The organism is Aliagarivorans marinus DSM 23064 (assembly GCF_000429485.1).
Classification (GTDB): Bacteria; Pseudomonadota; Gammaproteobacteria; order Enterobacterales; family Celerinatantimonadaceae; genus Aliagarivorans; species Aliagarivorans marinus.
Window position 1 is genome coordinate 87,434 of sequence record NZ_AUBY01000017.1, and the last position, 21,126, is coordinate 108,559.

At 53.9% G+C, this 21,126-nt stretch carries 17 protein-coding genes; 9 read left to right on the forward strand and 8 right to left on the reverse strand.

The genetic code is table 11. From position 1 onward, the window contains the following. Positions 1 to 95: 95 nt before the first annotated feature. The 5 genes from G461_RS0108015 to G461_RS0108040 all read right to left on the reverse strand — a co-directional run bounded on the left by G461_RS0108015 (position 96) and on the right by G461_RS0108040 (position 8,876). Entirely contained in the window at positions 96 to 3,548 is a 3,453-nt protein-coding gene (locus tag G461_RS0108015; protein WP_026971459.1) for a hypothetical protein, read from the reverse strand. A 380-nt stretch (positions 3,549 to 3,928) separates the two neighbouring features. Continuing rightward, positions 3,929 to 4,927 (reverse strand): LacI family DNA-binding transcriptional regulator, encoded by a 999-nt coding sequence (locus G461_RS0108025; RefSeq protein WP_026958286.1) that lies wholly within the window; start codon positions 4,925 to 4,927, stop codon positions 3,929 to 3,931. 118 nt (positions 4,928 to 5,045) lie between these two features. After that, positions 5,046 to 7,388, reverse strand: coding sequence for a helicase-related protein (locus G461_RS0108030; RefSeq protein ID WP_026971460.1), 2,343 nt, complete (start codon positions 7,386 to 7,388; stop codon positions 5,046 to 5,048). A 156-nt stretch (positions 7,389 to 7,544) separates the two neighbouring features. Beyond that, on the reverse strand, positions 7,545 to 7,925 hold the full coding sequence (locus tag G461_RS0108035) for a DUF4345 family protein (protein ID WP_026958284.1): 381 nt from the start codon (positions 7,923 to 7,925) through the stop codon (positions 7,545 to 7,547). Between the two features lie 15 nt (positions 7,926 to 7,940). Next, positions 7,941 to 8,876, reverse strand: coding sequence for an SDR family NAD(P)-dependent oxidoreductase (locus G461_RS0108040; RefSeq protein ID WP_026971461.1), 936 nt, complete (start codon positions 8,874 to 8,876; stop codon positions 7,941 to 7,943). A 114-nt stretch (positions 8,877 to 8,990) separates the two neighbouring features. On the opposite strand from G461_RS0108040, the gene G461_RS0108045 reads away from it, so the two are divergent. The 8 genes from G461_RS0108045 (at position 8,991) to G461_RS23705 (ending at position 16,808) form a co-directional block, all read left to right on the forward strand. After that, on the forward strand, positions 8,991 to 9,920 hold the full coding sequence (locus G461_RS0108045; RefSeq protein ID WP_026958282.1) for a LysR family transcriptional regulator: 930 nt from the start codon (positions 8,991 to 8,993) through the stop codon (positions 9,918 to 9,920). Between the two features lie 90 nt (positions 9,921 to 10,010). Beyond that, complete coding sequence (locus G461_RS0108050; RefSeq protein ID WP_035476993.1) at positions 10,011 to 10,466, forward strand: GNAT family N-acetyltransferase; 456 nt, start codon at positions 10,011 to 10,013, stop codon at positions 10,464 to 10,466. Between the two features lie 104 nt (positions 10,467 to 10,570). Continuing rightward, positions 10,571 to 12,049, forward strand: a complete 1,479-nt coding sequence (locus tag G461_RS0108055) for an AGE family epimerase/isomerase (RefSeq protein ID WP_051326575.1) — start codon at positions 10,571 to 10,573, stop codon at positions 12,047 to 12,049. A gap of 126 nt (positions 12,050 to 12,175) precedes the next feature. Next, on the forward strand, positions 12,176 to 13,192 hold the full coding sequence (locus G461_RS0108060; protein WP_026958279.1) for a hypothetical protein: 1,017 nt from the start codon (positions 12,176 to 12,178) through the stop codon (positions 13,190 to 13,192). Between the two features lie 73 nt (positions 13,193 to 13,265). Further along, entirely contained in the window at positions 13,266 to 13,802 is a 537-nt protein-coding gene (locus tag G461_RS0108065) for a hypothetical protein (protein WP_026958278.1), read from the forward strand. Positions 13,803 to 13,896: 94 nt separating this feature from the next. After that, the gene (locus G461_RS0108070) at positions 13,897 to 14,628 is read left to right on the forward strand and encodes a glucose 1-dehydrogenase (protein ID WP_026958277.1); all 732 of its coding nucleotides are present in this window, start codon (positions 13,897 to 13,899) and stop codon (positions 14,626 to 14,628) included. A gap of 119 nt (positions 14,629 to 14,747) precedes the next feature. After that, positions 14,748 to 15,728, forward strand: coding sequence for a tRNA dihydrouridine(20/20a) synthase DusA (dusA, locus tag G461_RS0108075; RefSeq protein WP_026971462.1), 981 nt, complete (start codon positions 14,748 to 14,750; stop codon positions 15,726 to 15,728). A 417-nt stretch (positions 15,729 to 16,145) separates the two neighbouring features. Continuing rightward, the gene (locus G461_RS23705) at positions 16,146 to 16,808 is read left to right on the forward strand and encodes a super-infection exclusion protein B (protein WP_051326574.1); all 663 of its coding nucleotides are present in this window, start codon (positions 16,146 to 16,148) and stop codon (positions 16,806 to 16,808) included. Between the two features lie 18 nt (positions 16,809 to 16,826). Here G461_RS23705 and G461_RS0108085 read toward each other — a convergent pair whose 3' ends face one another. Then, positions 16,827 to 17,282 (reverse strand): methylglyoxal synthase, encoded by a 456-nt coding sequence (locus G461_RS0108085; protein ID WP_026958276.1) that lies wholly within the window; start codon positions 17,280 to 17,282, stop codon positions 16,827 to 16,829. A gap of 202 nt (positions 17,283 to 17,484) precedes the next feature. Here G461_RS0108085 and G461_RS0108090 point away from each other — a divergent pair, with 202 nt between their 5' ends. After that, positions 17,485 to 18,078, forward strand: a complete 594-nt coding sequence (locus G461_RS0108090; RefSeq protein WP_026958275.1) for a gamma-glutamylcyclotransferase family protein — start codon at positions 17,485 to 17,487, stop codon at positions 18,076 to 18,078. 82 nt (positions 18,079 to 18,160) lie between these two features. On the opposite strand, the gene pykF is transcribed toward G461_RS0108090, so the two are convergent. Both pykF and arcA read right to left on the reverse strand, forming a co-directional pair. After that, a complete protein-coding gene (pykF, locus tag G461_RS0108095; protein WP_026971463.1) occupies positions 18,161 to 19,573 on the reverse strand; it encodes a pyruvate kinase PykF in 1,413 nt (470 codons plus the stop codon). Between the two features lie 330 nt (positions 19,574 to 19,903). Beyond that, positions 19,904 to 20,614 carry a two-component system response regulator ArcA gene (gene arcA, locus G461_RS0108100; RefSeq protein ID WP_026958273.1) on the reverse strand — a complete coding sequence of 237 codons (711 nt, stop codon included), beginning with the start codon at positions 20,612 to 20,614 and terminating at the stop codon, positions 19,904 to 19,906. Positions 20,615 to 21,126 lie beyond the last annotated feature (512 nt).

Here is a 21,126-nt window from a genome sequence, read left to right on the forward strand (position 1 = left end):
GGAGCGGCGTTTGTTGGAAAGGAGCGGCGTTTGTAGGAAAGGGGAGGCGTTGCGCCCGGGCTTGCTGCCTCAGGCGCAACGGAGTGTGAAAGGACTTAAGCGCTGCGCAAGCTTACGCTGCTTAGGGTTACGCTTAACTTGGCTATCTCGCCGCTGCGTTGGAACAGTTGCGCGGTGAACGATGCGGGAAGCGTCAGGCCGCTGATCTGCTCAATCTGGCCGTTGCTTAACTCACAGCGGATCCCGGGCGCTTGGCTGTCATCGAGCTGATAGATAAACGGCACTTGGCAGTAGGTAAAGGCCAGTTGGGCTTGGTCGAGTCCTACGCTATGGCTTTCGCCTTTCAGGTCTTGGAAGCGGAACGGCGCCGGCGCTTGCAAGAACTCGTCGCGCTTGAGCAGGCTTGGCTTGATGCTTAGGCAGCCATCGATAATCTCCAGACCTAGCTCACCGAAACGGGTTAGCACCTCTTCTTTCACCTGCCCGGTCATCCCCGGCTGCTGAGCGCCGGCTTGCTTGGGCGTGTGCGAGTAGGGATCGGTGGGGAAGGCGCCGTAGTTATCTGGCGTCTTGTTAAAGCCAATGCCTTGGCGTACCCGGTAGTAGTAGTCCGCCAATTGCTGGGTGGCGGCGCCTTGTGGGTCGGCCTCGCGGGCTGCCAGGTAGTTCTCCTGCACTGCGAGTAGCAGCTTGGAGACCATATGCCAGTAGATACAGCCCAAGCCTTCGTAACCAAACATAGTGCCGGAGCGACCGGTGAAGGCCTTGTGATTAAAGGTTTCTTCATAGGCGGCTTCCAAGTTTTGCCAATGCTCCTCGTTAAAGCTGACATAGTCGGGTTTGACCTGAGCAATCGCAGCGCGCAACTGGCCGATATTCTCGCAGCTAGCATGGAAGCGATAGTTGCCTTGCTCATCACGCTGGATGATCCGCGTATCGTTGGCCTCCAGCATGCTGCTTAGCAAGGTGCTGCAGCCAACGCTGGCGGCGCTCAGACGGTTCTTGTCCATAAAGCCGTTCAGTGCGCGGTCGGGGTACAACATAAAGCTCTGCTGGTCGGGGCGATACATCTCGCTGGCAAACAGCTTATCGAGCAACGCCACCGCTTGTTCTGGCGAGAGTACGCCGGCGCTGAGGATCGCTACCTGACCTTCAAGCATTGGGTAGAGCTGCTCAATGCTTAGCTGCTCGGCACTGTAGGTCATGATGTTGTAGGCGTTATACAGGCCATCGCTGCGCAGGTTACTGCGAATGCTGGCATCGAGAACCTCGAGGGCGACGTTGGCAAACTGCTTGAGGGTGGCGATTTCCACCGATTGTTTGCCGGAGAAGCCGTTTTGCTGATACACCTTGTTGCGATAGCGCTCGGCGGCCAGCTCAAGTTCAGTGAGCAGCGACTTGCGCAGTTGTGGGGTGACATGGGCTTGGCTAATAGCTTGTTGGGCCTGCTCAAGGGTGTGGCTAATCGAGAGCATCCACTCCACCACCTCGCTCGACAAGCGGGTGCTTTCAGGCAAGCGCTGCAACAAGGTTTGCATAAAGGCCACATAGCGACGCATATAGTAGAGCGTGACCATCGACAGGCCATTGCCGACAATGGCGTTGTTGGCATCGTTCCACTCCGGGCGTTGGGTGTTGAGCCAGATCCCACCATCGAGCACCAGGTTGCTGAGCTTGGCCAACAGCGGCACCAGCACCTTCTCCATCAGGTTGACCATGTACACTTGCTGCTCGCCATCGAGCACCATCCGCCCGTCAAAGCCCAAGGCGTCGACGCGCTGTTCGATGGTCTGTTGCAGCGCACTATCAAACTCCACGGTGTCTTTAGGGTTGGCAAACAGCTTGTCCACATTGCCCAAGCGGTAGGGCACGTTGGCGTAGCTAAAGATATCGCTGCTCAGCATCTCGCTGAGTTCGCCGCTGTTGTACTTACTCAGCTGCTCTAGGAACTTAAGTAGGTAGATAATCTGGTGATCGCCCCAGTAGCCGATGTTGCTCCACGGATCGTTCTCGTCCAGTAGCTCCCAGTCGATGCCCTCTTTGGTGATGCGGTAGGGGTTGTAACCGTCCATGGTGGAGGCGTTAACAAACTTGGCCAGGAACGAACCTACAAAGCCCGGATAACTGGCCGCCATGGCTTCCCAGTTCTGGAAGATATCTCGCCAATTGCCTTGGTAGGAGAGTAAGCGCTCACCCTGATCGTCTTTGAGCTTGATCTCGAAGTGGTTCCAAGGGCGGCTAGGGTCGCCGTGGCGGCGGCCAAAGGTCAGCGGCAGGTACTCGTAGCAGATCCGGATCAGCTGGGCGTCGCCGCTTTGCTTGGCCGCGGTCAGCAGTTCGCTATGCAGAAGCTTCTCAGGCAGCGTCGCCAACAGTTGCTGCTGGCGTGTTGCCACCTTGGCGTTGGTGTTAGTGATGGCGCTTAGCACGTCTTGCTTGTCGAGCAGGTAGCCGTTGTCGAACACCCCGCCGCGCATGCTGTTAAACAACACGTTGGCATAGTGGTGAACGCTGGTGGCCTCGTCGTTGGTCAGCTGCCAGGCATCGCCGCCCGACATCAAGTTAATCAGCTCCTGCTGGTTAGCCGCGATACTGGCACTAACCTGCGCTTGCAGTGCGGCGGGATCGCTCAGTAGCTGCTGCAGCTGGGTAATCGCCTGATGATTGTGGTCGATATCCGCCACGATGCGCCAGTCGGCGCTTTGTTGGGCCGCCAGGTTCAGGGTCTTGGCTAGCAGGTAGGCGCCGCGCTCGCCTCGCACCAAGGTGTCTTGTTCAAGCGCCAGGCCGCGACGGAAGGCTTGCAGCTGCTTGCTGCTGAGCAGCAGCTGGTTGTCGCCGCTATCGAGGCTGAACACGCTGGTGGCCAACAGCGACTCGGCGGGCTCTGCGCGGTCGGTCAGTTTGGCGTACATGGTGTAGAGCACCAGCGGGCTGTCGGCGAGTCGCTCGTTCCACTTATAGGCATCGACCAACGCGCTGGCCTTTTGCATTGAGCCCAGCGGCGCGCCGGAGGGTTGCAGGTTCTGCAGACCATCGATGAGCTCGATGCTTTGGCTATTCTCGCTGAGGTTGCGGATCTCGGCATGGCGGACAAAGCCGAAGCGCTCGCTGGTGTTCCAGCTGTATTGGAAGCTCAGCTGCAGGCTATGGTTGATCTCTTCGAACACCAGCTTGTCGCCAATGGTGTTCTTATAAATGTTGCGCTCCACCTGATAGAGCCCATCGTGGTGGCGGTTAAACGGTTCCCATAACGCGCTGCCAGTGGCGGTTGTCACTCTGACTAAGGTCTTGGAACCGGTGTTCTCGGCGCTCTCATGGATATAGTCCACCGACTTATAGGGAAACAGCGCATTCTCGGGGCGGATCCGTCCGGCGGTAAGGCTGCCTGTGGAAGAGATAAACAGCCAATGGTCACTGGCCGAGACCACGCTGATAAAGAAGGGGGCCATATGATCGACATTGGCAATCTTGTAGTAACGCTCGCCATCTAGGTCGACAAACTGACCGCTGACGGGTGGTTGGCTCGAAGGGTGTGCAAGACTCATACGCAATTTACTCCATAAAGAAAGCGCTTTCTTTTGGGTTAATGTACGGCGGTCCATCGCTGGTGTTCAATAAGTGATCGTTAAAAGCATTTTAAGGATCACAGATTTTTCCTTGCTGGATTCATGGTAATTTCACAAATGAGTAGCCGCATCAATATTAAATACATATAAAACATAAGGATAGGGATTAATGTTTGTGTTTATTGCGTTTTTCTTTGGTTGCCTGATAAAAGTGAAGTTGGTCGTTTTTGCGATTGCTTGTGTTACTTACAGCTGCAGCCATCATGAGGATTTTTAGCCAGCAAAAAAAGCAAGCGCTTTCTTTTGTTGTTTAATTGACCAAGAACAGCCAGTACTGGCTCTGTATCTAGCGAACTATCCTAGGATGTGCTGGATGCTCGCACGATCAATTCGGGGGTGAGTTGCAGTGCGGGTAGCTGGTCCACCTTTTGCCCATCGATCAGCGCCATCACGCGCTCGGCAGCGATGCGGCCCATCTCGCTAATGGGAAAGTTGACCGAGCTAAGCTGGGGGCGCAGGTGCTCGCTCAGGCTGTCGTTGTCGAAGCCGACCACCGCAATATCGTGGCCGATGCGCAGGCTGCGCTCCATTGCCACATCGTATAGCGCGAGGGCGATAGCATCGTTTTGGCAGAACACGGCCTTGATCTTGGGATCGCGGTCGAGCAGCCGCCGGGCGGCTTGATGGTTGCCCTGATCGTCGAAGCGGCCTTCCACCACCAGGTTGGCGTCGTAGTCGATGGCGGCGTCGCTCAGGGCATTGCGATAACCCTGCAGGCGCTCGCGGCTGTCGCACTTACTTAGCTGCCCGGTAATGCAGGCAATATGGCGATGGCCGCTTTCAATCAGGTGTTGGGTGGCCAGGTAGCCGCCGAGTTCATTGTCGAGGTAGGCGCAGTGCTCGGCGATCTCAGGGATATAGCGATTTAGGATGACGGTAGCAGGCTGCTGCTGTACCAAGCTGATCAGCTCGCTGTCGCTCAGGGTATCGGCATGGATGATTAAGCCATCGACCTTTTTGGCGCGCAGAAAACGGATCGACTCCAGCTCTTCGCTATGCTGCTCTTGCCCGCTGGTGATGATCAGGTGATTGTTGCGCGCCCGTACCACCTTTTCCGCATGGTGCATCAAGGGACCATAAAACGGCCCTGACAGGGTACCAACCAACATGCCGATACTGTTGGAGCGGTTAGAGGCCAGCGCCTGAGCGAAGGCATTAGGCTGATAGCCCAGCTGCTCAATCGCATCGAACACCTTCTTACGATTCTTCTCTTTTACTGTAGGGTGGCCGTTTAGCGCACGGGACACCGTGGACTGCGACACCTTCGCCAGCTCAGACACTTCCTTAATCGTAATCAAGCCCTAACCACCTCTTGTTATGGGAAAACCCGCCTATGGTAGTTGCGCTTGTGCGTTCAGCCAATAGCTGTGCTTGCAAATCGTTCTCAGAGATAGGGGTTTTGTGAAGCTATCAAGGCTAATTCAGCGTCACTCGCTTGCTGGCCTTTTGATAGATGATCTTCCAGCCGTTCCAGCGCGGCAACTCCCAACGCTTGGGGCCGTCTTTGCGTAAACCGCTGCGATAATGCACCACCACCTGACGGCGTAGCGGCAAATACTCCACATCCAGTTTTAGCTCCGCCAACACTAAACTGCGCGGGTAGGCCTCATCGAAGCCCTCGCGCTGCCAGTCGGGAATGCCGGCAAAGGCAAAGTCATCGGCATCCAGCAGCTCTACATCCGCATGGCTTTCACAGCCCAAGGCGCTTAGCTGCTGATAAAGCCACTGCTCGGCATCGACCGGCTCACCCTCACCGCCACCATGCTTCTCGCCTAGCTGCACCCAGAGGTTCCAGGCGCCGATATCGTCGCGCAGACTTGCACCGAGGCCTTTGAACAGTCGGTTGGCCAAGATCTCGCGGCTTAGCTGTTGGCATAGTGCGTCGGGGCTGAGGGCTTGCTGCTCGTGACCGATTTCTCGACCGGCATAGCGGCGGATCACTTGTGCGCCACCCTCGCTTAGGCTGCCATCGATGGCCTCGGTTTCTCCGAGCTGATGGCGCATCAGATCGTCCAAACGTAGCGGCATCATACACAGGCCAAGAGTATTGAGTTGCTTGCTGCCTTTGCCGGGTAGCGAGAAGTAATCGAGCACGATGGCCGCCTCGCAGAGCTCAGGAATAATGCTGTCACGGGCGATCTGGATCTCCAGTTGGCCGTTGCCCATGGCATTGCGGCGACGTTCACGCCGGACAAAGGCCAGCTCGGGGGCATGAGTCAAAAGGGCGCTGATCAACGCATTTCTTTGGTAAGTACTGGCCTTGTTAAGCTTGGCAAGCCCAAGGCTTTGCCGTAGCTGCGCGGCCAACTCGCGCGCCTGACGCAGCGCATCGCGGTTGACCTCAAGTTCTTGCGGCCAATGCTCTTCACCAGTGCGCATCAGCTGGATAATCGCGGTAGCCTCGCAATAGCTGGGTAACCATTGATTAAACACCTTCTCCCAATCGAGCTCCGACGGCGGGCTATAGAGCCGCTGCGGCGTGCTCAGGGCAGCGCCAATATCCACCATCGCCTCGCGGGTATGCGTGTCGGGCATCAGGCTGATAAGGTGGGAGAAGAAGCTATCTATACCCACTTTGAGTAAGCGGCTGCCATGGGCGCTGAGTTTACCATTTTCGTCGGTCGCGCCCATTTGTAGCGCTCGCTCACCGGCGATGCCGAGGGCTTTACTCGGTAGCGCTTCGATAAAGTCTAACTCGGATAGCTGCTTGCCTACGGCAGCGGCGTGTAGCAGCGGCTCTAACAGTTCTTCGCGCTGTAGCTGCGGCGGTGTTTGCGCCTCTAACGGTGCGAACTCGCCCCACAAACGGATGCAATGCCCGGGCGCGGTTCGACCGGCACGGCCCCGCCGTTGTTGGGCACTGGCCTGAGAGATACGCTTCAAGCTGAGCACGGTGCGGCCATTGCGCTGTTCGGTGCGCCGCTCTAATCCGGAGTCGATCACCAGCGTAACCCCGGGAATGGTCAAGCTGGTTTCGGCTACGTTGGTCGCCAGAATCACTCGCTGCTGCGGGCTGGGCTTGAGAATACGCTGCCGCTCGCTGTCACTAATGGTTGAGTGCAGCGGCAGCACCGGGCAATCAAGTTGGCTAAGCTGCTGGGCACAGCTGTTGATCTCGCCGCGCCCGGGCAAGAACACCAGCACATCGCCGGCGGTAGCTTCAAGGTTGGCGCGTACTTGCTCCGCACAGCGCTCGGCGAGGTTCCGCCCATCCGGTAAGTGATGAGATTCTCTTGCCGCGTAGTGCAGGCTAACCTCAAACTGCCGCCCTTCGGCGCATAGCTGCTCGGCGCTTAGGTAGTGCTGCAAAGCCTGTGCATTCAAGGTTGCCGAGGTTACCAGTAAACGCAGATGGCTATCGCGGCACAGCGCCAGCAGCAAGTCAGTATCCCAGCGCCGCTCGTGGAACTCATCGAGGATCAGCGTATCGAAATCGCGTAGCTGGTTTTCACTTAGCCAACGCAGCGCAATCCCCGGTGTGACAAAGGCGATATCGGTGCGCTCATCCACATCCGAGAAAAAGCGGATTGCGTGGCCCACCTTTTTGTCGGTCAGTGTCGCCACATATCCCGCCAAAGCCTCACAAGCAATCCGCCGCGGCTGTACTACCAACACTCGCCCAGTTTCCGCTGCCCAAAGTGGCAAGGTGGTCGACTTACCCGAGCCGGTTGCCGCCTCAACCACTAAGTGTTGCTTGGGGAGGCGGGCTTTGATTTGCTGTTCTAGGGCGAAGATGGGGAGGTTGGGTTGTTGGCGCATGTTGTTGTTATAGGTCCTTCACAGAGGGGAGCGGATAACTATTTTGGGGGCCCAGTATAGCGTTGCTGGGCGAGGGATTGAATGCGGCAGCGCTTATCAGCCTGAGCTGATACCAATGGGGCTGCCGTGTTTGGTACACCCTCAAAAGGCCGAGCGCTAGACAGCGCTCGTTGCCGACAGATACCCAAAACCTAGTACAGCGATGATCGCCAGCTCCAATATCAGTGGTGGAAGCACCGCTTTTTCAAAGCCGTCGATGGCCAATCCTAGGACCCGGCCAAAGGCGACAGCCGCCATCACTAGGGCAACCAACAAGTAGCCCGCAACTAGTCCTTGGGTGAGACCTAAGATCAGCGCGCTGGCGCAGGCGATGAACAGCCCGCCAATCACCGAACGAATGGTGTTTAAACCGGCGTTACCTGACGGTTGCAGGGCAAAGTTGCTGAGCATCTTGTGTGGGGCAAGCATCGACATTACACCCAGGCCACTTAGCATTATGGTTGCCAGAATGACCAGTATTTGCAGCATTGTATCCATGGGTTTCTCCTTGTATTAAAGACGGTCGTGCGAGAACTGCTCAATGGCGTAGCGGGCGTTGTCTTGAGCGCTAACATCACCAAGCGATGACTCTAAGCTGAGTTGATTTACCACTGGTCCGGTTGGGGAACCCGCTTGACTGGCATAGAACTGGCCGGTTTCAAAGCGAGGGTCGAACAGCCCATCTAAATAGCGCTTGGCGGCTTTATCGACACTGTGCATCATGCCGAGCATTGGCATTATCAGCTCGCCGATGTATTTGAAAAACAGCTTCTTCATAAATGGCAGGTCGTCCATGCCATTAGTGCCAGTGGTACCGCCGGGGCTCATGGTGATAAAACGCAGGTGTGGGTGTTGCCGGGCCATCGAGCTCATCCAAAGGGTGCCTGTGAGCTTAATGGTGCCGTAGATATCTAGTGGATCAGCCTTTGCGCCAAACTTGCGGCCATTGGCAATGGCAGTAAACTCTTCTACCGAGGCATCTTTCAACTGGGGCTTGGCCACGCCCATCTTAGGAACGCCGCGGGCAGTTTCTGAGCCGGCATACAGAATGGTGGAGGTGACCAATTGGCGTTTGATTAGCTCATCCACTAACACTGAGTGGCCCAGCACATTGGCTGCAAATATGGTGGTAACGCCGTCGGCGGTCAGTTGGTTAGGGGTTTGTCCACCGGTTCCGCCTGCATTTAGCACCACCGCGTCGATGGGGGTGCTGAGCCGCTGGACTGCTTCGCGCACCGATTGGGCATCGGCCACATCGATGATCAGTACCTCGAAGATGTCTTTGCCAGTGGCCTCGACTAACTGTTGCTTGGCGAGCTGGGCTTTATGCTGGCTGCGGCAACCTAGATAGATTTTGCTGATGCCTTCTTCGAACGCGAGTTGCCGCGCTGATTCAAAGCCAATCCCTGCATTTGCGCCAGTGATTAGCACGGTCTTGATGGTTTTCATGCTGTCTCCTTTAGCTGTTTCTGTAGCGACGTGGTTAACGTTATCACCGTTGAAAAATGCGCTGTAGATAGGTAAAAGTGGACATGGTGTTTCAAAAATGAACCAAGGATTGGCATGCTCAACAAGGACAGCTACGCGTTTAACTGGGACGATCTCAAGTTCTTTCTGGCAGTGGCTCGGGCCGGCACCCTACGCGGTGGGGCACAAGCCATTGCGGTAAATCACACCACGATGACGCGGCGCCTCTCGGTGATGGAGCAGCGCATTGGCAGCCGCTTGTTCGACCGCTCCAAGCAAGGCCTGGTATTGACCCAGATTGGCGAGGAGTTATTGCCCTATGCCCAGCGGATGGAGGAGGAGATGACCGCCGCATCGCGCTTTATCGTGGGCAAAGATGCCGACCCCGTTGGTACAGTATGTGTGTCGCTGCCCCATGGGATGGCCCTGACCTCACTGATGGATGACTTCGCGCTATTCTCAACACGTTATCCCGATATCACTCTCAACCTGCAGTTTGGCAATGACATTGCCAACTTGAGCCGGCGTGAGGCCGATGTGTCGGTGCGAGTCGCCAATGAGGTGTTCGACGATGCGGTGGGTCGCCGCCTGGTGCAGATGTCTCAGGCGGCCTACTGCTCCAGAGAGTATGCTGAGCGGGTTAAGGATAATCAGGGAGAAGGGCTGCACTTTATCGGCTGGCACGAACCGGAAGGAGATGTCACCGCCCAATGGCTCAAGGAGAGCTTCTACCCCAAGGCCACCTTAAAGCACCGGGTATCCGAGCTGGTGCCGTTGGTGTCTCTGGCTGCCGCTGGGCTGGGGATGGCGTATCTGTCTTGCAACTTGGGCGATCGTCATCCCGGGCTGGTGCGCGCACCATTTCAAAAGCCTTTACCCTATCGCAGTATCTGGCTACTACTGCACCGTGACTTACGTCGTACAGCCCGCATTCGCTGCTTTGTCGACTTTCTGGCTGAGCAAGTGCAGGCGCGGGAAAATGAGTTTTGGGTAGCAGGGACAGTGACTAGTCCTGTGGCTAAATAGGGACTGAAAAGCGGGCTTGGTTTGTTGGAGCGAATCATCGAAAATGTGACCTACAGTTTTATCGTTCCCCTCGTACTATGGGAGTACCCAATGATCCTCCATTCTTCCACTGTCACCGTCCGAACTGGAACCATTGAAGAGATTATTGAGCTCGACCAAGCGATACCAGAGTTTGAACGGAAAACCTCCAAAGAAAAGCTCCTATCACGATTGCAAGGCGTTACAAGCCTTATCTTAGTTTCCTGCTGTGACGGCAAGCCGGTGGCCTACAAAGCGGGCTATCACATCGATGACCGTGAGTTCTACAGTTGGCTAGGCGGTGTTGTACCGGCTTTTCGTAAACGCGGTATCGCAACCATACTGCGAGAGCGGCAAGAGGCGTGGGCGCTGGAGCAGGGCTATCAGTGGGTCAGCGTGAAATCGATGAACAAGTATCCGCCGATGCTGCAGCTGTTACTTGCCAGTGGCTATCAGATCTGTGGCTACGAGGATAACGGCAGCACTGATAACAGTAAGATCCGATTTATCAAACAGCTACGCCGCTAGTCCCTGCGAGTTGTTCATTTTTGATACATCGCATAATCGGCCCTCTATGGTGATGATAATCTGACCTGATAAAACGATAAACAGCGTTGTAAAGGGAAATGATGATGCGAAAACTAGCCTCGATACTCGCGGGCCTGTGGCTGTGCTGCTCCAGCAGTATGGCTGCGCCAGTAACCCCTCTTGTTGACCCCGTCCTTCCAAGTGCGCAGCAGTGGCTGCAGCATATCGAACAGGACATTGCGCGCTTTTATCTGCAGCCCGGTCCTTTGGGCGATCCTGTAGGTAGCTTTCCCACCTACCTGTGTAACGATAGTCAAACGGCCGACCTCTCCGACCTTTGTCCGGAGCTGCAAGCGAGCTGGTTGCAGGACAGTTTGGGGCGTCAGTACACCAGAATGTTGTCGCGGCAGATCTATACCTATGGCGTAATCTTTCATATGACTGGTAACCCAAAGGCCTTGGCTGCCGCCAAAGCAGGCGTCGATTACCTGCGGGACAATATGTTGAGCGAAGAGGGCGGAGCCTACAGCTATTTAGATAGCGATGGTCAGCCGGGTTTGAGTCTGGCACAAGGCACTACCCAAGACTTGTCCTATGCCCAACTCGGGTTGGCCTTTTACTACTACCTGACGCGTGATGACGCGGTGTTGGCCGATATCCTTAAGCTTAAGGACTATATCTTTAGCCACTATCGCAGTGAGCAACATAATCAGTTGCTATGGGTGTTGGAGGATAGCGCCGATAACACTACCGGTCAGCTAGAGCTGGTGGCGCAACTCGATCAAATCAACGCCTACATGCTGCTGATGTTGCCGCTGCTGCCTGAGCCTTATGCGGCGCAGTGGCGCGAGGATTTAGCCTGGCTCAGCGAGGTGTTACTTAGCCAGTATCACAACGAGCAAGAGCTGCGTTTCTATGGTTATCTGCATCACCCCAGCGGCAAAACGACCACCGGGCGCCATGGCGATTGGGGGCACACCATCAAGGCGTATTGGATGCTGTATCTGGCGGCGGCAGAGCTGGGGCTTGACGACCAGCGCGATATCGCCGAGCAGGGTATGTATGCGGTGTTAGAGCGCGCCTACGCGCAGTTTAAGTTGATGGATATCTTGCCGGACGACCATGGTATGGACCCCAACACCGAGGTGGGTTTTTGGAACGCCACCGAGCACAGCGAGGGCGCATCGTGGTGGCAGTATGCCGAGCTCGACCAAGCCGCGCAAACTCTGGCGTTTAGCGACCCCAGCATGAATGATTACCTGCGCTACACCTATGGCACCTGGCTAAGCGCGATGGTCGACCACGAACATGGCGGCATCCTGCCCTATCCCTACGGGACACAGGCAGCCAAGTTGCACCACTGGAAGAACGGCTATCACGGGGCCGAGCATGCCTTGATCGCCTACCTTGGTGCGAGCCAGCACCAGCAACAGCCAGCAACCCTCTACTTTGCGATTCAGCCGCAAGCGTTAAGCGATGAACTTACCAAGCTGCTGCGACCTTATTACTTTAAGGCTGAGCGTGTCGAACTCGACAAACAGCAAGGTAGGCAGCGGGTCCGCTTTAGCGGTATATCTGGCTAGAGCGCTCGGCTCAACGCAAGCTTTTATTGCGTTTTATCAATGGCTTGAAGTGAGCAGCCGATAGTATTGGGGTAACTGGAGTTTGCTTGGTGGCAGCGCTGCCAAGCATGGTTACTGGATGACCCTATGCTGATTGTTTTTGCTCTGTGTTCTATCGCGCTTTATCTATGGCTGCTCGATGCCAGCATGCAGCTGTTTTTTGGCCTCGATACCTGGCCGACGCTGCTGCAGTGGTTTGGCGCATTTGGTCAGGTAGAAACGCCCATGTACATCATCATCAACCTGCTATTTGTACTATCCAGCCTGTTTTTTTGCAGCGGTGTGCTTAACCTCCTTGAGCGGATCTATTTAAGCCTATTTGGCCGGGCGGTGTGCGTGATGTACCTCGGTAATCGCTATACGCGAGAAGGCACCTATGTCGACTATAAAACGCCCAGGGCACTGTTTACTGGCCGCTCCGATGCCTACTTGAATTACTCGTTTGAGGCACTTGGCGTTACCAGCGATCGAATCAAAGGCTTATGGAAGGGGCGGGTAGTCAATCGCAGAGCGCTATCGCTGCCAGGCATACTGCTCTATGCGCTGCTGTGTTGCTACATGGCGGCGCTAGTGGTGACCGGGCTGATTTGCGCGGTGAGCTGTGTCATCAGTGTCTACCTGCCGGAGCTCCCGGTTGCCGGAATGAACCCAGAAGAGATATTGAACTATTTACTGCGGCCCCTTGGCATTCATCCGGTTGTGGCAGTGATGGGCTTGATGGTTTATCTGATTGTTCACCTGCTGATTGAAGTGGGATTTCACGCGCTGTGGGCGAAGTTTCATGGCGCTCCTCGCACACTAATGAAGATAGCGCCTCGTAGCGAGCGGGTGACCGGGCAAGTGGTGAGTTTCGATAAGATCTATCGCAAAAAAGACTCCTCCTCGAAGAACCAAACCGACACCGGCTACCGCGACATTACCTTCCAGTTCGAACAGCTCTACACCCATCCGGTATACGTGTCATTGCGCTACCATATTGATGAGCTATCAGCGGCATACAACGCGCAGGTAGAGCAGCAAGCTCGCGAGAAAAGCCCGATGGAGCTGGTGGTGAAGGATGATGGCTCGCTGCAGTTACCCCAAGGATATAGTCAGTCGTTTTAGCTATCCGTCACTCTTCTGGCTTCTGGCGATTGAAGCAATAGCTTACTGGTATTAACTAGATATTGATGAGCCAATGATAGATAAGCTTTCGCAAGACCTTAAATATGTTATTGAGCAACCCAAGATAGGGGTGTTCAGTGATCTTTGGGCGCATACCATATACCTGTTGTGGGATGAAGCAGCCCCCCCGACTTGGCTAACAGAGCTGGATGAAGAGGAGATTCCCGGGGAAGTGTTTGATTGCTGGGATGAGCCAGATTCAGCGGTGCGCCAAGGTAATTGGTTGCTGCTGCATTGGGTTGATATAAACGACTACCCCTTAGCAACGGTCGCCCCGCTGCGCCTTGATGAGCTCACTAAGCGTGGCTTTGCCAGCAGTGTGAATCAGGGGGAGTGGGATGATCCAACGTGTATATACCACTACTTGTTTGCTGAGAAACACAGCCAAGAGTTACTGCTAAGCAGTGCACTCTATTTGGTGACCCTTAAGGGTGAAAGGCCAAGCTGTAGTCAGGATATTGCTGATAGCGATAGCTTTCGAACGGTATCGGTTCCGCGGTATGCGTTTACCAAAGAGTATCAGCGAGTGGTGATATCAGGCGGAAGATAGCAGCTGTTAGCTATTCATCATGCTTCGCTAGACTGAATAAAACGCACAGTGTAAACCTGACTGCGCGTGCTGATAGTCAGCCTAAGGAGAGTGTATGAACAAGGTCGTTATCATTACCGGCGCTAGCCGAGGCATAGGCGCTGCGACTGCGTTGCTGTTGGCTCAGCAAGGGTATCGCGTGTGCGTTAACTACCTTAGCCACTGCGAGCGGGCCGAGGCAGTGGTGCAGCAGATCTTGGCGGCAGGTGGCGAAGGCTTTTGCGTGCAAGCGGATGTGTCACAAGAGGCCGAGGTAGAGCGCTTGTTCGAGACGGTGACTCAGCGCTACGGCCAAGTGACTCACCTGGTAAATAATGTCGGTGTGCTGTTTACTCAGGCGGCTACCTCTGAGATTGACTATCAGCGCTTTGAGCGAGTGATGGCGGTGAATGTGGGCAGCTATTTTCTGTGCGCCAAGGCCTTCGTTCAGAGAGCTAGTGACTATGGGGCAATCGTCAATGTATCTTCAACCGCCGCGAAAACTGGTTCTCCCTTTGAATACATCGACTACGCCGCATCTAAAGGCGCGGTGGACAGCTTAACCAAAGGGCTGGCCATGGAACTGGCGGCGCGAGGGATACGGGTGAACGGCGTCAGACCAGGTTTTATCTATACCGAGATGCATGCCGACGGCGGTGAGCCAGACAGGGTCAAGCGCTTGGCCCCGCAGATCCCCATGCAGCGCGGCGGCGCACCAGAGGAGGTCGCTCAATCTATCGCATGGTTGCTCTCTGATGAGGCCTCCTATGTGACGGGCTCGGTGATTGATGTGGCCGGTGGCCGATAATTGGGAGTTGCCAGGCGCTTGGTCTCTCCAGTTTCTGGTTGTATAATCGCTGCCCTTTTAGCCAGTTTGAGTGATCCGCAGTGCTCGAACTGGCCTGTTTGTACCCAGATGAGAAAGCCATGAATTACCCCGCGTCCCGTTTTTCTGTTGCCCCAATGCTTGATTGGACTGATCGCCATTGTCGCTACTTTCATCGCTTGATGAGCCGCAACACTTTGCTGTACACCGAGATGGTGACCACTGGCGCGATTATCCATGGCAAGGGCGATTATCTGGGCTATAACGATGCGGAGCATCCGGTTGCGCTGCAGCTGGGGGGCTCGAATCCCGCTGAGCTGGTGGAATGTGCCAAGCGCGCCGAAGCGCTGGGGTATGACGAGGTGAACCTGAATGTAGGCTGCCCTTCTGATCGGGTACAGAACGGCCGTTTTGGTGCTTGCCTGATGGGCGAGCCGGACTTGGTGGCTGAATGTATGGCGGCGATGGGCGATGCGGTTAGCATTCCGGTTACCGTGAAAACCCGTATTGGCATCGACGAGCAAGACTCTTACGAGTTTTTGACCACCTTCATCGATAAAGTGGCTGCTGCAGGCGTGAAAGACTTTACCATTCATGCTCGCAAGGCGTGGCTTTCTGGTTTGAGCCCGAAAGAGAACCGCGATATTCCGCCGCTGGATTATCCGCGCGCTTACCAGATCAAACGTGACTACCCACAGCTGAATATCTCGGTCAACGGCGGAATTACCAGCCTGGAGCGGGCGGAAGCGCACCTACAACATCTTGACGGTGCGATGCTTGGCCGCGAGGTGTATCAGAATCCCTACCTGCTGGCCGAGGTCGACAGTCGGATTTTTGGCGAGCAGGACCCAGGACTCTCCCGCCATCAGGTGGTTGACGCCATGATCCCCTATATCGAAAAGCACTTAGTCAGTGGCGGCCGCCTGCAGCATGTGACTCGCCATATGCTGGGGTTGTTTCAGGGCTGCCCAGGCGCCCGCGCGTGGCGTCGTCACTTAAGTGAGAATGCCCATAAAGCGGGGGCCGATATCGACGTGCTAAAGACCGCTGCCAGCCTGGTTCGTGCGCCTGAACAAGAGTGACCGCTGTCACAAAAAGCTTACACGCAGATTTTGCCAATGAGCTGAGTCTTAGACTTTAGTTGTATATACTTTAGTCTGATATTGATGCTTTTTTGTTTGGTGAGTTATGCGTGCGTTATCTTTGCTTCGCCGACTGAATGGCTGTTGGACTCAGCGTTTTCTGGTTCGATTTGCTGTTGGCAGTTTGGCAATTTTGGGCTTTAAAATCAGTGCTTTGTACTTCTTTCCTGCGGTACTACTGATTGGAACCCATAATCAGGAATTCTTCGGTTGGTAGTCACCAATTGAGCCATTTCGGCTGGTAATCTGCCTCCTTTACCAGCCGGGCAGGGACGCTGCCCACCCCTCTTTATTGCCTTTGGCACACCCTTTGCTAACTCTGTACAAGAATTGTCACCGTTTTGACGGAGTTTGCCTATGGAAACGATCAATCGTTTTGTCCTACGCTGGGGAGCGTTAGATGTAGTCGTGGCGTGGCTGAGTATCGCCAGTGCCATGCTGCTGTTTATCCCCCAAAATGTGCTGCATATCCAAAAGCTTGAAGGGCAGGGTTACACCTTGGCTGTGATTGGGCTAATCGTGGGTATCGCGTTCTTTGTGAGTCGTGGCTTGATGCTGGCGGCCTCGTTTGCCAAGCGCAGCTGGTTTAGCCGCAAGCAGATGCAACAGCTTAGCTCGATGATTGCCTGTCTCGATCATACTGAGCGAGCGGTACTGCGTGAGTTTGTGATTGCCCGCAAGAGCGTACTTAACCTACCGGTGCTTGAGCCATCGGTGGTAAACCTGATTGATAACGGGGTGCTAACGCCAGTTAAGCCTCGGCAGATGATTGAAGGTCGCACGCGGGTTGATTTGATGATCAGTTTGGAAGCGCGCCCGCTTCTGAGCTATCGCGCACTGGGACTCCCAGTGGGTAAGCTGAGTGAGGAGCACGTGGAGCAGCTAAAAGCTAAACGTCCACCGTTTCTGCGAGCTGACTACCAAGCCAGTCGCACCCATAATGGCCGTTTGTTTAGGATCCGTGCCGAGCAAACGTCGGCGAATGGGGAAGAACAGGCCGATGGTGAACATGCGGCTTAGCCGCATGCTCCAAGCAAACTACTGGGTGCGCTTTTTCAGGTAGCCTGCGTAGTCGGGTACTTCCACTTCAAACTCTTGGTCAAAATAACGGCTGGCAAGCAGAATGTCGGCCGTTGCTTTGTTGGTTGCCACGGGAATGTTCCATACTGCAGCCAAACGCAATAAGGCCTTCACATCGGGGTCGTGCGGCACCGCATCGAGTGGGTCCCAGAAGAAGATCATCACATCGATCTTGCCTTCGGCAATCATGGCGCCAAGCTGCTGGTCGCCACCCATTGGGCCGCTAAGCAGGGGCTCAACCGCAAAGCCATGTTGGCTCAGTAGGGTGCCGGTGGTGCCGGTGCCAAAAAGTTGGTGCTTGTCGAGCTCTGCCTTGTGCAGTTTAGACCATTCAATTAGCGCGGATTTCTTATGATCATGCGCGACCAACGCAATGCGTTTGGACGCAGCCATTTTGCGGGTTGTCGTTTCCATGTCTTTACTTATTTTATTGAGATGCCTCATGTTACTGAGTTGGGTGAACAGTGGCTAGTTGTCTGGCGGGATTTTCGTTAGATTGTATGAAAACGTATTCCTGTTTTGATTGAGAGGGGGTTTTTAAGGGCGGTTATACGCTGTTTTACCTCATAATGAAGCAGGATAATGAAGTAGATAAAAACATCACCAAGGAAATAGGATGGTTTATATTTTTGGCTACGGCAGCTTAATCGATGCCGATTGTCGCCAGCGTACCTTTCCCGGAGAGCATGCGTATCCGGCGCGATTAAAAGGATTTCAGCGTTACTGGTCAGGGCTGAAGAGTGTCGGGGACCGCTCTGCGGTGGTGATCTGCCCGAGTGAAGATAGCAGTGTGAACGGGGTGCTGATCCCCTTTGATGAACGCTTTATTGACGATTTGGACCAACGCGAGTGCGACTATAACCGTGTGCTGTTATCGCAAGACCAGCTGGAGCTGTTAGACCCGCTGCCGCACTCTGCAACCAAGATCTACACCTATGTTGCTAAAGAGCTGTGGCGACCAGCCGATGAGACGCCGATCCTGCAAAGCTATCTGGATGTGTGTCTGCGCGGCTGCCTGGAGGTGAGTGAGCACTATGCCCGAGAGTTTTTGCATTCGACCGAGTTCTGGGTAAGCCATTGGGAGGATGATCGCAATGCGCCGCGTTATCCGCGTGCTGAGAATCTTGATGCCCTATGTCTGGAGAAGATCGACTCGATCCTCAACGACATGGCGCACCTGCAAGCCCACTCACCATTGCCTCAAAGGTAATTGTCTCAAAGGTAATTGGGGCTAGGTTGAAGGCAATAAAAAAGGCCGCTGATGCGGCCTTTTTGCTGTTCGGTAACTGAGATTACAGTACGTGAACAGAAGAGGTGTTGGTGGTACCTGAAGGAACCAGGGCACCAGAAACCATCACTACGATGTCACCTTTGTTAGCCAGACCAGACTCTAGAGCCAGCTCTTTACCCAGTGCGTAGAACGCATCGGTGCTTTCGATATCGGTAACTACGTGAGGTACCACACCTTTGGTCAGGCACAGTTGACGAGCAGTCTTGTCGTTGGTGGTGATAGCCAGGATGTTCGCCTGTGGGAAGTACTTACGTACAGACTTAGCAGACTTACCACCTTGGGTAGCAACAACAATCAGAGGCGCGCTCAGCTTCTCAGAAGTTTCTACAGCACCTTTACATACCGCTTCGGTGATGCGCAGTTTGCCGCTGTCGCGTGCTGGATCCAGGTTAGAAGGCATTACAGCGTCGGTACGGTCACAGATGGTGGCCATGATGCTTACTGCTTCTACTGGGTATTTACCCTTCGCAGACTCACCAGATAGCATTACTGCATCGGTGCCGTCCAGGATTGCGTTGGCAACGTCACCAGCTTCTGCGCGGGTAGGACGTGGGTTCTTGATCATTGAGTCCAGCATCTGGGTTGCAGTGATAACCAGCTTGCGAGCACGGTTACATTTCTCAATCATCATTTTCTGCGCGAAGATTACTTCTTCAACTGGGATTTCTACACCCAGGTCACCACGAGCTACCATGATGCCGTCAGAGGCTTCAAGGATCTCGTCGAAGTTATCAACACCTTCTTGGTTCTCAATCTTAGAGATGATTTGGATGTTCTCACCGCCGTTCGCTTTTAGCAGCTCGCGGATTTCCAGAACGTCTTCTTTCTTACGGATGAAAGAAGCAGCGATGAAGTCAACGCCTTGCTCACAACCGAATACAAGGTCGCCCTTATCTTTTTCTGACAATGCTGGCAGCTGAACTTTAACGCCTGGCAGGTTAACACCTTTGTTTTCACCCAGGTCACCGTTGTTCAGTACTTTACACTTCACTTCGCTATCAGAAATGGCGATAACTTCCATTTCGATCAGGCCGTCGTCAACCAGGATCATGTTACCAACGCTCAGGTCGGTAGCAAAACCAGGGTAGGTTACAGCAACACGGTCTTTGTCGCCGATAACGGTTTGGTCAGTAGTGAAAGTGAACTCTTGACCAGCAACCAGAGCAACGTCTTCCCCACCTTCCAACTTGATGGTACGGATTTCTGGACCTTTGGTGTCTAGTAGAACAGCAGCGCTCTTACCAGTGTTCTTAACCACTTCACGCAGGTTGTTAATGCGCTGACCATGCTCATCGTAGTCGCCGTGTGAGAAGTTCAGGCGCATTACGTTCATGCCAGACTCAACCAGCTTAGTCAGCATCTCTACTGACTCGGTTTTTGGACCAATGGTACAAACAATCTTAGTTTTCTTCATTGAAGTAAATCTCCGCTCAGGATGCGTTTCAAAAACCCGCGCATTATACAGGAATGAAACTTTAGATTTGTAAAAAATTAACGACATTAGACGTCGCGAAATCAAGTTTTCTGCGATTAGTTACACATCGTTACATTGAAAAGCTTGCCAAATTACATTTTCGCGTTGTCTTAACACATATACCGAAGTTACCTCGCGTGTTGATTTCGCTAGGTTTTTGCAAGGTAGCTTGGGTATACAACCAAGGAGCATAGCGTGTTGTAGTGTCATTTGCGTGTCACAGGACAAAAAAAACCTCGCTAGCTAGCGAGGTTTTTTTGACAGCCTGAATTACTCTAGTTCACCACAAAAACGGTAACCTTCACCGTGGATAGTGGCGATGATTTCCGGGGTTTCCGGTAGCGACTCGAAGTGCTTACGGATGCGACGAATGGTCACATCAACAGTGCGGTCGTGTGGCTTAAGCTCGCGGCCGGTCATCTTCTTCAGAAGCTCAGCACGGCTTTGGATTTGGCCTGGGTTCTCCACAAAGTGCAGCATCGCGCGGAATTCGCTGCGAGGCAGTTTGTACACTTCTTTATTTGGGCTAATCAGCGAGCGGCTGTTGATATCCAGCACCCAACCGTTGAAGCGGTATTGCTCAACCACAACCTTATCTTCAGCAGCGCCTTGGCTGTTGATGGTACGGTTTAGCAGGTTACGCGCACGGATGGTCAGCTCACGTGGGTTGAATGGCTTGGTGATGTAGTCATCGGCGCCGATTTCCAGGCCAAGGATCTTATCGACTTCGTTATCTCGTCCGGTTAGGAACATCAATGCAATCTGCTCGCGGTCACGAAGCTCGCGGGCTAGCAACAGTCCGTTTTTACCCGGAAGGTTGATGTCCATAATGATCAGGTGAATGGTGTTCCCTTCCAGAGCCGCATTCATTTCGTTACCGTCTGAGGCCTCGAATACGTTGTAACCTTCGGCTTCGAAGGTACTCTTCAGGGTATTTCGAGTGACCAGTTCGTCCTCGACGATAAGAATATTAGGTGTCATGGCCTTCCCCAATGCTATTTCTAAAATCTGCGATAGTTAATATATTACGGATGGATGGGCTGGTGGTGGTATTTGTTACAGAAATGTAAAGTCCATCAAGGCCGCATCAAAAACATCCTCTCGCCGTATCTTGGTTATCCCCACTTACTCAAGGGATTGTCGATATGCACGGCTTCCAACAATGGCATCCATTCTATGAACTTAACAGTGACATAACAACTTTCTGCGACAACATATTCGTCGCTATTTGAGTTGCTTTTGATGTAAATCAATCGGAAAAACTGGCTTATTGCGAAATTTATTTGTTTCTGATGAATAAAAACAACAAATGGCCAAATCATCAAATATTCCGAAGTGAAACGCGGGAGCTAAGTCTTGAGGGCTGTCACATAAGCTTATGATATCTATTGAATAGTTTCTTAAGCTAGGTTTTCCCCCTCCATTTCTCCACTGTACTTTCTTATTGAGCATCGACACTCGGTTAGTGCAGAAAATGCCCTAGAACTATAGTG

Coding starts and splice junctions, on each gene's coding strand:
- G461_RS0108015 (WP_026971459.1), bottom strand. CDS start 3,548: ATGAGTCTTGCACACCCTTCGAGCCAACCACCCGTCAGCGGTCAGTTT.
- G461_RS0108030 (WP_026971460.1), bottom strand. CDS start 7,388: ATGCGCCAACAACCCAACCTCCCCATCTTCGCCCTAGAACAGCAAATC.
- G461_RS0108035 (WP_026958284.1), bottom strand. CDS start 7,925: ATGGATACAATGCTGCAAATACTGGTCATTCTGGCAACCATAATGCTA.
- G461_RS0108040 (WP_026971461.1), bottom strand. CDS start 8,876: ATGAAAACCATCAAGACCGTGCTAATCACTGGCGCAAATGCAGGGATT.
- G461_RS0108045 (WP_026958282.1), top strand. CDS start 8,991: ATGCTCAACAAGGACAGCTACGCGTTTAACTGGGACGATCTCAAGTTC.
- G461_RS0108050 (WP_035476993.1), top strand. CDS start 10,011: ATGATCCTCCATTCTTCCACTGTCACCGTCCGAACTGGAACCATTGAA.
- G461_RS0108055 (WP_051326575.1), top strand. CDS start 10,571: ATGCGAAAACTAGCCTCGATACTCGCGGGCCTGTGGCTGTGCTGCTCC.
- G461_RS0108060 (WP_026958279.1), top strand. CDS start 12,176: ATGCTGATTGTTTTTGCTCTGTGTTCTATCGCGCTTTATCTATGGCTG.
- G461_RS0108065 (WP_026958278.1), top strand. CDS start 13,266: ATGATAGATAAGCTTTCGCAAGACCTTAAATATGTTATTGAGCAACCC.
- G461_RS0108070 (WP_026958277.1), top strand. CDS start 13,897: ATGAACAAGGTCGTTATCATTACCGGCGCTAGCCGAGGCATAGGCGCT.
- dusA (WP_026971462.1), top strand. CDS start 14,748: ATGAATTACCCCGCGTCCCGTTTTTCTGTTGCCCCAATGCTTGATTGG.
- G461_RS23705 (WP_051326574.1), top strand. CDS start 16,146: ATGGAAACGATCAATCGTTTTGTCCTACGCTGGGGAGCGTTAGATGTA.
- G461_RS0108085 (WP_026958276.1), bottom strand. CDS start 17,282: ATGGAAACGACAACCCGCAAAATGGCTGCGTCCAAACGCATTGCGTTG.
- G461_RS0108090 (WP_026958275.1), top strand. CDS start 17,485: ATGGTTTATATTTTTGGCTACGGCAGCTTAATCGATGCCGATTGTCGC.
- pykF (WP_026971463.1), bottom strand. CDS start 19,573: ATGAAGAAAACTAAGATTGTTTGTACCATTGGTCCAAAAACCGAGTCA.
- arcA (WP_026958273.1), bottom strand. CDS start 20,614: ATGACACCTAATATTCTTATCGTCGAGGACGAACTGGTCACTCGAAAT.